Here is a 12,564-nt window from a genome sequence, read left to right on the forward strand (position 1 = left end):
GATCGCATTCATTATCAAAAGGACCTTCCTAATGATTCCGCAATTACTATTATTGAGTGTGCTTATTTTCTTTTTAGCGAAACAGATGCCGGGTGATGCGGTGACGGGAGCATTCATGGGGAAACCGAATGTATCAGCTGAACAGATGGAGAAGATTCGACTACAGCACGGTTTGAATGACCCGTGGATTGTTCAGTACGGGCGCTGGATTGGGGACGCTATTCGAGGAGATTTCGGGCAATCATTCGTGCATAAACAACCCGTTACACAATTACTAGCCGGGCGCATTGAAAATACGATCTGGTTATCGCTAGCAACGCTGATCGTTACGTACTCACTAGCGATTCCACTTGGCTTACTAGCGGGTAGGTGGACAGGAAGCTTTGCAGATCAAGTGATCGTGACGTATAACTATATTTCATTCGCAACGCCGGTGTTTGTTTTTGCGTTGTTGATGTTGTATGTCTTCGGCTTTGTCCTTGATTGGTTTCCTAGTGGAGGCAGTGTAGATATTCGAATGGAAGAAGGCACTGCGGAATACGTCTGGGATAAGCTGAAGCATTTAGTATTGCCTGTGTTGTCTGGCTCCCTTTTATTGACGTATTCCACGGTACAGTATTTACGCAATGAGATCATTGAGACGAAAATGAAGGATTTTGTGAAGACTGCGCGAGCGAAAGGTGTGCCGGAAAATGTGGTCTATCGTCGGCATATATTGCGCCATTCGATGTTGCCAATCGCTGCGTTTTTAGGCTATGAACTTACGGGATTAATCGCAGGTTCCGTATTTATTGAAACGATTTTTAGCTATCCGGGACTCGGGCGGCTGTTTATTGATTCGATTATGGCAAGGGATTTCACTGTAGTAACGGCACTCGTACTTATTTCGGGAGCTGCAGTTATTGTTGGGACATTGCTGTCGGATATCATTTTGCGAATAGTTGATCCACGGATTCGTCTTGGATGAGGAGGGGTGGCATTGACACTTTCAAAAGACGCAGTGCAAATAGCGAAAGCGGAAAATCGTTCATTTCTATCTATGGTTTGGTACGAAATTCGCCAGGATCGACTGGCATACCTATCCATAATCTTGCTTACTTCCATAGTAGTCATCGCTTATTGTTCACCACTCTTTTTCCCTGTCGACCGTGTCACAAGAATTGAGTTATCGCGTATTTATCAGCCGCCATCTGCTAGCTACTTGCTTGGGACAGATGATGGCGGGCGCGATGTGTTTGGCCAGTTATTACTTGGGGCAAGGAACTCGTTTACGATTGGTGTTTGCGTTACATTGCTTGCTAGTTTATATGGTTTAGCGATTGGCTTATTGGCAGGTTATTACGGAGGCATTGTCGATCAAATCATTTGTCGGATTCTCGACTTTTTAATGATTTTACCGTCGCTAATGATCATTATTGTATTTGTTGTCATTGTACCGAATTATAGCGTCTTAAATTTCATCCTCATTATGAGCGTCTTCGCCTGGTTCGGCAAAGCGCGTCTCATTCGATCGAGGGGACTTGCTGAGCGGGAGCAAGAGTATATTCAAGCTTCTAAAACGCTTGGAACGCCTGATTGGAAGATCATGTTGTTTGAAATGTTGCCGAATTTAAGCTCGCTTATTATTGTCAATATGACGTTGACGCTAGCGGGCAATATTGGATTGGAAACAGGTTTGACGTTTCTCGGTTTCGGCTTACCGTCGGGAACACCTTCACTTGGCACATTGATCGCGTTAGCTAAAAATCCAGATATTGTCCAAAACAAATGGTGGGTCTGGTTACCCGCTGCCTTGCTCATTTTAGTCATCATGCTGTGCATCAATTATATCGGTCAAGCGGTGAAGCGAGCAGCAGACGCTAGGCAACGAATCGGATGAAGGAGGAGAATGGTTTGCGAAAACAGTGGATCATACTAGTAGTGGGTTTATTATTGGCAGGATGTAGTGAATCACACTCGCAAGCCCGTGTGGAAATGGAGCTACCTATATTTCCAGTAGAAGTATCCAATACGAGCCTTCCACTAGAAGATGGGGAAATGACTGTCGCATTGGTCAGTTCAGATCCGTTTGAAGGAACGCTTAGCCGGCCATTTTACAGTGGTTCATTTGATGCGGAAATCATGACGTGGTTTGACGAATCGCTACTTTCGATAAACAGTGACTTTGAGATTACGAATGAAGGTGCCGCGACATATGAGTTATCTGAAGATAAACGGACAATCACGTTGCGCATAAAAGAAGGTGTCTATTGGCATGATGGTGAACCTGTCAAAGCGAGTGATTTACTATATGCCTATGAATTATTAGGTCATCCCGAATATGCAGGAGAGCGCTACACGTTTACGATTGAAAATATCGTGGGGATGGATGCTTATCATGCCGGGCGCGCAAAGGAAATTTCCGGAATCAGTGTACCTGATGAACGAACGATTCGTGTGACATTTAAAGAGGCGACTCCTTCCATCCTGACTGGTTTCTGGTCCGTTCCGGTTCCAAGGCATCATGTAGGAGATGTGACGAAAGGTGAGTTGACGATGAGAGATCTAGAAGCCTCCGATAAAATTCGTGTCACACCCATCGGTTTCGGTCCGTATATCATCGTCAAGATTGTGCCAGGCGAGTCTGTTTTATTGGAACGCAATGAAAACTATTGGCGAGGCCGACCACAACTGCAATCAGTCGTGCTAAAAACAGTGAATGAATCGATTATAGTAGAGTCGCTTAAAAAAGGAGATGTGGATTTAGCTAGAGTACCTGTAGATCAATATGAATCGGTCGGCAGGCTCTCAAATATTGAACTGCTTGGAGATTTGGACATGGCCTATAGCTATATTGGGTTTAAACTCGGTACATGGGATGACAAAAAGAAAGAAAATAGAATGAATCCTAACGCAAAATTGGCGACTAAACTTGTTCGCCAAGCAATGTGGTATGCGCTTGATAATGAGTCAGTCGGTATGTATTTATACCATGGTTTGCGATTTCCAGCGACGACACTTATCGTTCCTGTATTTGATTCGTATCATGATGTGGGGAACCAGGGGCGTCCATATGATCCTATAAAAGCAAACGCTTTACTCGATGAGGCAGGCTATATCGATGTGACAGGGGACGGCTACCGGGAAGATCCTAATGGTAAGCCGTTCATTCTGCGTTTTGCTTCGATGGCAGGGGGAGATGTGGCAGAGCCAATTGCGAAGTATTATATTCAAAATTGGGCAGATGTCGGTTTGCAAGTGGAATTAACGGACGGCCGCCTACATGATTTTCACTCCTTTTATGAGTTAGTAAAATCAGATGACCCTAAAGTCGATATTTTCCAAGGGGCGTGGGGGACGGGTTCTGATCCTGATCCGTCGGGGTTATATGGACGTCAGGCACTGTTTAATTACTCGAGATATACGAGTAAGTTGAATGATCAATTATTGAAGGCGGGAACATCAGAAAAGGCTTTTGATGCGGAGTATAGGCGAGCGATCTATAAGGATTGGCAAGCATTGATGGTCGAAGACGTGCCGCTCGTACCGACGTTGTATCGCTATGAGTTACTTGGTGTGAATAAGCGTGTAGTAAATTATTCGATTGATTCGAAATCAGAAAATCGTCATGTGTGGAGGTGGGGCGTGTCAGAATGATTATGGTGTTTGCGCGCTTATAGCCCCTGGCTTCGCGCTCATAGAATGCGTTCGCGCGCTCATAGATCCTGGCTTCGCGCTCATAGATCCCGTTCGCGCGCTCATAGAATCCGTCTTCGCGCTCATAGATCCCGTTCCCGCGCTCATAGATCCCGGCTTCGCGCTCATAGATCCCGGCTTCGCGCTCATAGAATCCGTCTTCGCGCTCATAGATCCTGTTCCCGCGCTCATAAAATCCGTCCTCGCGCTCATAGCCCCACCACTTCGAATATATAGTTTTCATCCAAATGTGGAACTGCGGTAGTAAGTATGTCCGTTGTTGAATATGATAGAGTAAGTTGTAGAAAGGGTGATAAATAGAATGATTCGTCCAGAACGATTAGTAAAAGGTGATGTGATTGGAATTGTAGCACCTGCTAGCCCGGTTACACGCGAACAAGTAGAGCACTCATTTTCATTTTTAGAGCAACTCGGACTGCGCTATAAAGTAGGACAGTCTGTTTATGCGAAGAACGGCTATTTAGCAGGATCTGATGAAGAGCGACTAGCTGATTTACACGAAATGTTTAAGGATCCTGAAGTAAAAGGAATTATTTGTGCTGGCGGGGGGTATGGTTCTGCGCGCTATGCAGAACAACTTGATATGGAATTAATTCAAGAAAATCCAAAAGCGTTTTGGGGATTTAGCGATATTACGTATTTACATACGGCGATTCGGCAGGGAACGGGCCTTGTTACTTTCCACGGACCGATGCTGGCTTCCTGTGTTGCGAAAAATGAATTCCACGAACTGTCAGGTAAAATGTTCGGACAACTATTTGCCCCTGTAGAAGTTCATTATTCACAAGCGATTTCGCCATTGGAAAGAATTGTTGGCGGTGTAGCAGAAGGGGAAGTTGTTGGAGGGAATTTGACACAACTGGCAAACAGTCTTGGCAGTGAATTTGAGATACAAACCAATCAAAAGTTACTGTTTATTGAGGATGTTGGGGAAGAGCCGTATAAAGTAGATCGCTTATTGAATCAACTGAGACTAGCGGGTAAGTTACGTGAAGCGGCAGGTATCATTATAGGGGACTTTGCGAAGGCGGAACCAGCCAATAAAGACGCAACACTTACGCTAGACGAAGTGTTTGTTCATTACTTTAGCAATTTAGGTAAGCCTGTTGTTAAAGGTTTCAAAATGGGACACTGTGAACCGAATATCGCTATTCCGCTCGGAGTTAAAGGGCGTTTGAATGCCGAGGAATTGACGTTGACTATTTTACCAGGAGTGAACTGATTGAAAATACGCACCGTAGAAACGTTTTTGGTGCATTCACCGCTACGTAAACCATTCATCACTGCGCTACGCACCGTTCATACAGTGCAGTCGGTAGTTGTGAAGATTACTGCGGATAATGACATGATCGGCTGGGGTGAAGCAGTACCAACACATGTGATTACAGGCGATTCACTTGGCGGTATTCGTTATGCTATTGATCACATTCTAGCACCAGTATTAATTGGACAGGATCTGACGAGGCGTGAAAGGATATTTGACCGAATGCACCGGGTGACTATTGGTAATACGAGTGCAAAAGCGGCTGTTGATATGGCACTTTATGATTTATTGGGGCAGTATTGTGGATTGCCGGTAAGTCGTTTATTGGGTGGTTATCGAAAGGCTTTGGTGACCGATCTGACTGTTAGTATCGGTACACCGAATGAGATGGCAGATGAAGCAGCTGAGCATGTGGCGAAAGGATTCACTACGTTGAAAGTGAAAATGGGAACGGGGAATTTTCATGAAGAAAGGGAACGGATACGAGCGATTCGTCAGCGTGTGGGTCCAAAAACGATCATTCGTTTAGATGCCAATCAAGGTTGGAAACCGAAAGAAGCGATTCGCATCATTCGCCGGTTGGAGGATGATGGATTCGATATTGAACTAATCGAACAACCAGTTGCTGCACATGACATAGAAGGATTAAGTGAAGTGACAAAGAGTACGTCGACACTCATTATGGCGGATGAATCAATGTTTTCTGCAGTAGATGCACGTAAATTACTGGCGTTACGTGTTGTAGATGTTTTGAATATCAAATTGATGAAGTCGGGGGGAATCCACGAAGCCTTGAAGATAAACGCATTGGCAGAGTCGTATGGTGTGGAGTGCATGGTTGGTAGCATGATGGAGACATCAATCGGAGTGACAGCTGCTGCACATTTGGCTGCGAGTCAGCCGAATGTTACCCGAGTAGATTTAGATGCACCACTTTTAGTAATGGATGAATTTACGGCTGGCGGATTGAAGTATCAAGGGTCCGTCATTGAGTTCGATGGTATGCCTGGTCTCGGTTTTGATGCAGAACGGATGATTACATGGGTGAAGGAGCATGCATGTGAATGAGCGTTGGATATGTGCGGTCAGTGTTGCAGCTGTTTGGACAGATCCAGATGCAGCTCGCTTAGTGGATCTTCCTGCTTTGGATCATCCAGTGCAGTTGGAAAAATGGCTTGGACAACTGTCATATCAAGAGCGCCTCGCTTTAAGTACAGAGAAGCGTATTCAGACCCAACTTTTATATGGCGAGTCAGTGATTGTGGAAGAAGTAGTAGGTGATTGGGCAAAGATCATTGCGATTTCGCAACCTTCGCAAAAAGATCCGCGTGGTTATCCAGGCTGGGTGCCACTTGTCCAATTGTCGATGCGAGAAAAACCGCGTGTGCAGCAATTTGTCAGAGTGACAGCCCGCGAGACATGGATCACAGAACTAACAGGTGAACCGTTTTTACGTGTGTCATTTAATACAGTGTTCCCATGTGGCTTACCTGAAGGAAAACGAATGCGTGTATGGACTCCGCATGGTTGGAAGTTAATCGGTGTTTCAGTTGTTGAACGTCTAGATGAAGTAACTAATCCTAACCCACTAACTGCAGGCAGAAAATTTATCGGATTACCGTATTTATGGGGCGGAATGTCTGCATGGGGCTTTGATTGCTCAGGGTTCATCCATAATCTATGGAAAGCTTGTGGTGTTTTATTACCTCGCGATGCTTGCGATCAGGCGGAAACTGGAATTCCTGTCTCACTGAATCAGGAGGAGTGGAAACTAGGTGATCTGCTGTTCTTTAGTACTAATGAAGATACGTCTATAAGCCATGTGGGGATGTATGCTGGAAATGGGCGTATGCTCCATGCGCCGTCTACTGGTAAATCAGTGGAGCAGATCAAACTAGTGGGATCCGAATATACTGAGAGTTTATGTAGTGTGCGTAGAGTGAATGAGTGATTATCTTTGTGGAAAAACCGAACGGGATAGTCGTTCGGTTTTTATATTTATTGAACTGTGAATGGAACTGCCACTGTCACTTCGTGGTAAGGATCGTGCTGCAGTACTGTTTTGACGAGTCGGTACGTTCCAACAGGTAAACTGATACCTAACTTCTCTACAGAAAAGGTTTGTTGAATCTCTTGATGTCCCTCAAGTACCATTCCTCCATCTCGAAATTGTGGATCTCGAAGAAATACGGCATCGGAATATGTGAGAATGTACCAAAGATCATCCTTTAATACTTCTATATGATAAAATGGACCAATTTCAAATGCATCAGCATTTGCATTGATTACTTTCGTTTCGATATGAGTGGGAGGCTCTGCAAATTCATGCTGCAATAGTTTCAATGAAATCCCTTCACTTTCTGATGGAATGACTTGGTTTGGGACAGGGTCAACCAATGTAGTAATAGATTGTTCATTTCCGCAACTAGCTAATAAAAATAATGTGCTAACTAAAAACAACCATTTTTTCATATTCCTCACCTCCCAATAATTATAAAATTATAGAGCGTACAAAACCTTGATGCCTATCAAGAATTAGTGAAATGCGTCTCGTTTTAGTTATACTAGAACTAGGAAGTAAAAAAGGGAGTTGTCGTAATGTCTGAAAGAAAATCAATGAGCCAATCCAGAACGATTCAAAGTAAACTGGTCTTGCCGCCAGACACCAATCACATTCATTCCATTTTTGGAGGGAAGGTATTAGCGTATATCGATGAAATTGCGGCTATTTGTGCAATGAAACATGCGGGCACGAGAGCAGCCGTCACCGCATCCATTGATTCAGTCGACTTCGTTTCGCCTGCATTGTTAGGAGACGTCATTGAACTCGAAGCAATTGTCACTTCTGTCGGTCGCACATCAATGGAAGTTTTCGTTTCTGTTCATTCGAAAAACTTGGTGACAGGAGAAGTGAAGCTGACGACAGAATCGTTCTGTACGATGGTGGCGGTAGATGATACGAATCGACCGATCCCGGTTGCTGATATTTATCCGGAAACGGAATTCGAACGACGCCTCTATAACTCTGCACCAGCGAGGAGAGAACTTCGTCAGCAAAGACGATTGATGAAACATTAAGTAACGTAAAAACAGCAGCAAATGGAGTGGCTAGAACCACTTCATTTGCTGCTGTGTGTTTGTTTTTTAGTTATTGCTGCTGAATGTACGAACTAAGCCTAGTATAGTTCCACCTAGAATAAATGCAAACAACGCATACATGATGTAAACGAACCACATGAATATCCACTCCTTTAATCAGTATCCTGCCTACCATTGTAACACTGAGCAAGTCGCGTTGCAATGACGTTTGTCAGACAATTATGTCGGCAGAGCGACTAAATGAACGGATACTATTTATTTTATTGTTGCTTCTTCAATAAATCGCGGATATCAGTTAGCAATTCTTCTTTCATATCCAACGGTTTTGCTTCTTCCTCTTCGACAGGCTCTGGTTCTTGCATTTTAAACTTCATAAGCACGCGTAGGAAGACGAAGATAGAACCTGCTACAATCAAGAAATCAATTATGGATTGAATAAATAGGCCATATTTTATTTCAGCATCATCAACTGTATAACTTAGTTGTGAGAAGTCCAGACCACCTAATAAAATACCAAAAATCGGTGTCATAATATTTTCGACTAGTGAAGACACGATTGTACCAAACGCCGCACCAATTACGACACCTATTGCCAAATCAAAAATATTTCCCTTAAACGCAAACTCCTTAAAATCTTTCCACATACACATCATCCTTTTTCATTTTTTTCTTTACTCAGTGCTGTTTTTCTCCTTTTGACGTTGAAATCTCTGATACATCGCAATGGAAGCGATTAGCCATACCATACTCGCAAGAACGCCACCGACGATGTCACTAGGGAAATGAACGCCTAAATAGATTCGACTCAACGCAATCATAGCAATCATCACAGCAGCCAAGACCACAACAACTACACGACTCCAAGTAAACCGCAAGTTCCGCCATACGATATACGCTAGAATCGTATACAAGCTAAATGCCATCATCGTATGTCCACTCGGAAAGCTATAGCCTCCGATATCGATTAGGCGATGAAAGGTAGGTCGCTCTCTTTTGAAAATGAATTTCAGCACTTGATTTAAAATACCCGTTCCAGCCAAAACTGAAACTAATAAAATAGCTTGTGCACGATTTTTTTTCCATAGTAGAAAAGCTAACGTGAAAACGGTTAGCAATGCGACGATAGTTGTCGAACCAATTGTTGTAAAAGCTTTCATAATCGTCGTTAGCCAAGGAGTTTCTGTACCTTGTACAAAATCAATAATCGGATCATCAAAACTAGTAATAGTATGTAAATGAATGGTTCTGGCAAGAAACGCAAAAAAGCCTGTCAAGAGTATACAGATCAACCAAGTAAACAATAAACGTAGAGATAATTCACGCACGACTAACATCCTTTCTATATCATTTATATTTTGAACGAAGCTTAAAAAATGTACCGTGAAAGATTGAATAACGCAAATTACATTGCTGTTTTAAAAAATGTCTACTATCAAAGCGCATCCTATCAAAAGGGGACGTTTTTTCATATACTGTCATAGATATGATGGCTAGTGTGACATTTGTCATATCAAAGTCATGACATCTACATCTACCCCTATAGATGGCTGCGAGGTATTCTTAATGTATTAGCAAACCCACTAGGAGGGAAATTCAAACATGAGTAAAGAGAAAACGAAGCAACTGCACAAAGACGTTGCCCCTTTTGCGAAGTCTGACTTAAAGAAAAGTATTTTTCAGTTGGTGAATACAATACCGCCTGTTTTCATTTTATGGTTCTTAGCGTATCAAAGCATGGAAATTTCTATCATGTTGACAGTTGGCTTGTCCATAGTGGCTGCATTCTTTGTAGTCCGTACTTTCATCATCTTTCACGACTGCACGCACGGTTCATTCTTCCGCAATAAAAAAGCAAATAACATTGTTGGAACAATTACTGGCGTCCTGACATTATTCCCTTATGAAAAGTGGAAAAGAGAGCACTCAATCCACCACGCGTCTAGTTCAAATTTAGACAAACGCGGTGTTGGAGACATTTGGGTAATGACAGTTGAAGAATATCAAAATGCTTCGAAGTTAACGCAATTAGGTTATCGCTTCTATCGTAGTCCCCTAGTATTGTTTGGATTTGGACCTTTGTATTTAGTATTAATCTCAGGTCGTTTCAACCGTAAAGATGCACGTAAAAAAGAACGTATGAATACGTATCTTATCAATATCATCTTAGTTGTATTATATAGTGTACTAGTTGTATTGGTTGGTTGGAAAGCATTCTTGCTAATCCAAGGAACGATGATGTTCACAGCAGCTGCACTTGGAATTTGGTTGTTCTACATTCAACACACATTCGAAGATTCATACTTTGAAGAAGAAACGGATTGGGATTATGTTAAAGCGGCTGTCGAAGGTAGCTCATACTATAAATTACCACGTGTTCTGCAATGGGCAACAGGTAATATCGGTTTCCACCACGTGCATCACTTAGCACCACGTGTACCGAACTACAACCTTGAAATGGCACATGAGTTAACACCACCATTGCACAAGGCAACAACGATTACGCTGAAAACAAGTCTAGAATCATTACGTTATCGCTTGTATGATCCGACAAACAAAAAGTTCATTACATTTAAAGAAGCGAAGCAATCCGCAATGAAAAAGAAATTGTCGATTGATTTAAAACCAAAACGTACAACATTACAATAAACAGGCGTGAGAGGGTCTTCCTTCTCCGCCTTTTTATTTTGTGTAAATAGCTTCAGTATATGAAATGTGAGATATTTGTTACAATGAAATGACAGAAGGTGGCGATGAGTGGCGATGAGCAGTTGGTACAGTATTTTTCCAAAAAATCCATGGCTTAGTATTTACGCATGGGTTGTGTTTTGTATACTACCTTTTTTCTATATTCTACGGAGTGCATCACCGTTCGATTTAATGATTGGTATTATTCTTCTAGTATTCTTTTTCCTATCCTATTACTTCTCCACTAAATCTCAGAGTGGGCTTATGTATATGTGGATTAGTTTTGAAATTGTTATAACTGTTTTAATGACGTTGTTATTTGGTTATGTATATTTATCTATTTTTATTGCTTTCTTTATCGGGAATATTCGAAACCCAGTTGGCTTTTTCATTATATATGGTTTACATATTGCTATTTTAATCGGGGCTGTCGTCGCAGGATTCTTTATTGAAATTGAGTTGTTTTTACCACAAATTCATTTTATTATCATTTCTATTATTGGAGTCGTCCTACTGCCGTTTAACTTATATAACAGACAGAAACGCGAACGGCTTCAAGATCAGTTGGAAGTTGCTAGAAAGCGAATTTCAGAGTTGACGATCATTCAAGAGCGTGAACGAATTGCGAGGGATCTTCATGATACACTTGGTCAAAAGTTATCAATGATTGGCTTGAAAAGCGATTTAGCTGTTCGTTTAATCGAGAGGGATAAACAGGCGGCTATGGAAGAATTGCAAGATATTCGGCAAATCTCCAGTACTGCATTAAAAGAGGTTCGTGATTTAGTCAGTGGAATGCGCCGCGTGAAGTTGAAAGATGAATTAGTTCGCGTACAGCAATTACTCAAGGCAGCAGAAATCGAATTAGAAATAGAAGGAGATCCGAACTTTCCAGACATGTCACCGATTGTAGAAAACGTCTTAGTCATGTGCTTGAAAGAAGCGATCAATAATGTTGTGAAACATAGTTATGCTGAGCGGTGTTGTATCGTGTTTCGACGTACAACGAAAGAGTTTACTATTAAAGTTAAAGATAACGGCATTGGGATTGCGCAAAATGGAGTCAATCTACCAGGCAACGGATTAGACGGTATGGAAGAGCGGTTAGAGTTTGTAAATGGCAAGTTACGGATTGCTAATGAAGAAGGAACGGAATTAAAAATAACAGTTCCTGCAGTATTAAAGCAAATAAAGGAAGGGTGATTTATATGATCCGCATTGTAATAGCGGAAGACCAAGGGATGATGCTCGGTGCGTTAGGGTCGTTATTGAATTTAGAAGAAGATATGGAAGTTGTCGGTATGGCGAAAAATGGCCAGGAAGCTGTGGATCTAGTTAAAAATCTGGAACCTGATATTTGTATTATGGATATTGAAATGCCTATTAAAACGGGTTTGGATGCAGCGGAAGAGTTACAGGATTTGGATTGCAAAATTATTATTTTGACAACATTCGCAAGAGCAGGATATTTCGAGCGAGCGCGTAATGCAGGGGTACGGGGTTATTTACTGAAGGATAATCCAATTGAAGAACTCGTTCGATCAATTCATTCCATTATTAAAGGTGGACGAATTTACGCACCAGAACTAATCGACTTGGCATTTGATATGAAAGAAGAAGAGAAGAATCCGTTGACTGAACGTGAAGCGGAAGTTTTAAAGTTAGTTTCTGAAGGTAAGACGACGAAACAGATTGCAACTGAATTATTTCTGTCACCTGGAACTGTGCGGAATTATGTTTCAACTATATTAGATAAATTAGGTGTTCGAAATCGAATTGAAGCGATTTCAATGTTCCGAGAAAAAGGCTGGTTTAAATAA

General features: G+C 42.1%; 14 protein-coding genes. 11 read left to right on the plus strand and 3 right to left on the minus strand.

Features of this window, described 5'->3' with window-relative positions; translation table 11 throughout:
- Position 1: 1 nt before the first annotated feature.
- From opp4B to ORD22_RS03360, 7 genes are read left to right on the plus strand one after another with little or no spacing between them, the layout of a single operon-like run.
- Entirely contained in the window at positions 2 to 967 is a 966-nt protein-coding gene (opp4B, locus tag ORD22_RS03330) for an oligopeptide ABC transporter permease (protein ID WP_317644463.1), read from the plus strand.
- 12 nt (positions 968 to 979) lie between these two features.
- The gene (locus ORD22_RS03335; protein ID WP_317644464.1) at positions 980 to 1,879 is read left to right on the plus strand and encodes an ABC transporter permease; all 900 of its coding nucleotides are present in this window, start codon (positions 980 to 982) and stop codon (positions 1,877 to 1,879) included.
- Positions 1,880 to 1,893: 14 nt separating this feature from the next.
- Positions 1,894 to 3,636 (plus strand): oligopeptide ABC transporter substrate-binding protein, encoded by a 1,743-nt coding sequence (locus ORD22_RS03340; protein WP_317644465.1) that lies wholly within the window; start codon positions 1,894 to 1,896, stop codon positions 3,634 to 3,636.
- On the plus strand, positions 3,584 to 3,940 hold the full coding sequence (locus ORD22_RS03345) for a hypothetical protein (protein WP_317644466.1): 357 nt from the start codon (positions 3,584 to 3,586) through the stop codon (positions 3,938 to 3,940). The genes ORD22_RS03340 and ORD22_RS03345 overlap by 53 nt, the downstream gene beginning before the upstream one ends.
- Positions 3,941 to 3,997: 57 nt before the next feature.
- Positions 3,998 to 4,918 (plus strand): S66 peptidase family protein, encoded by a 921-nt coding sequence (locus tag ORD22_RS03350; protein ID WP_317644467.1) that lies wholly within the window; start codon positions 3,998 to 4,000, stop codon positions 4,916 to 4,918.
- On the plus strand, positions 4,919 to 6,028 hold the full coding sequence (locus tag ORD22_RS03355; RefSeq protein ID WP_317644468.1) for a mandelate racemase/muconate lactonizing enzyme family protein: 1,110 nt from the start codon (positions 4,919 to 4,921) through the stop codon (positions 6,026 to 6,028).
- Positions 6,021 to 6,911, plus strand: coding sequence for a C40 family peptidase (locus tag ORD22_RS03360; protein ID WP_317644469.1), 891 nt, complete (start codon positions 6,021 to 6,023; stop codon positions 6,909 to 6,911). Before ORD22_RS03355 ends, ORD22_RS03360 begins: the two co-directional genes overlap by 8 nt.
- Positions 6,912 to 6,958: 47 nt before the next feature.
- Here the strand turns inward: ORD22_RS03360 and ORD22_RS03365 are convergent, their stop codons facing one another.
- Positions 6,959 to 7,432: an immunoglobulin-like domain-containing protein gene (locus tag ORD22_RS03365; RefSeq protein WP_317644470.1), complete on the minus strand. Its 474-nt coding sequence runs from the start codon at positions 7,430 to 7,432 to the stop codon at positions 6,959 to 6,961.
- Positions 7,433 to 7,558: 126 nt separating this feature from the next.
- On the opposite strand from ORD22_RS03365, the gene ORD22_RS03370 reads away from it, so the two are divergent.
- Positions 7,559 to 8,038, plus strand: coding sequence for an acyl-CoA thioesterase (locus ORD22_RS03370; RefSeq protein ID WP_317644471.1), 480 nt, complete (start codon positions 7,559 to 7,561; stop codon positions 8,036 to 8,038).
- Between the two features lie 281 nt (positions 8,039 to 8,319).
- Here the strand turns inward: ORD22_RS03370 and mscL are convergent, their stop codons facing one another.
- Together mscL and ORD22_RS03380 are read right to left on the minus strand one after the other, a co-directional pair.
- Positions 8,320 to 8,703: a large conductance mechanosensitive channel protein MscL gene (gene mscL, locus ORD22_RS03375; protein WP_317644472.1), complete on the minus strand. Its 384-nt coding sequence runs from the start codon at positions 8,701 to 8,703 to the stop codon at positions 8,320 to 8,322.
- 27 nt (positions 8,704 to 8,730) lie between these two features.
- The gene (locus ORD22_RS03380) at positions 8,731 to 9,384 is read right to left on the minus strand and encodes a phosphatase PAP2 family protein (RefSeq protein WP_317644473.1); all 654 of its coding nucleotides are present in this window, start codon (positions 9,382 to 9,384) and stop codon (positions 8,731 to 8,733) included.
- A gap of 274 nt (positions 9,385 to 9,658) precedes the next feature.
- Between ORD22_RS03380 and desA the strand changes: the two genes are divergently transcribed.
- The 3 genes from desA to ORD22_RS03395 all read left to right on the plus strand — a co-directional run bounded on the left by desA (position 9,659) and on the right by ORD22_RS03395 (position 12,564).
- Positions 9,659 to 10,705, plus strand: a complete 1,047-nt coding sequence (gene desA / locus ORD22_RS03385) for a Delta(5) desaturase DesA (protein WP_317644474.1) — start codon at positions 9,659 to 9,661, stop codon at positions 10,703 to 10,705.
- 114 nt (positions 10,706 to 10,819) lie between these two features.
- The gene (locus ORD22_RS03390; RefSeq protein WP_317644594.1) at positions 10,820 to 11,947 is read left to right on the plus strand and encodes a sensor histidine kinase; all 1,128 of its coding nucleotides are present in this window, start codon (positions 10,820 to 10,822) and stop codon (positions 11,945 to 11,947) included.
- A gap of 5 nt (positions 11,948 to 11,952) precedes the next feature.
- The gene (locus ORD22_RS03395; RefSeq protein ID WP_317644475.1) at positions 11,953 to 12,564 is read left to right on the plus strand and encodes a response regulator; all 612 of its coding nucleotides are present in this window, start codon (positions 11,953 to 11,955) and stop codon (positions 12,562 to 12,564) included.

Origin of the sequence: Sporosarcina sp. GW1-11, from assembly GCF_033088395.1 — a bacterium.
In the GTDB taxonomy this organism is placed as follows: Bacteria; Bacillota; Bacilli; order Bacillales_A; family Planococcaceae; genus Sporosarcina.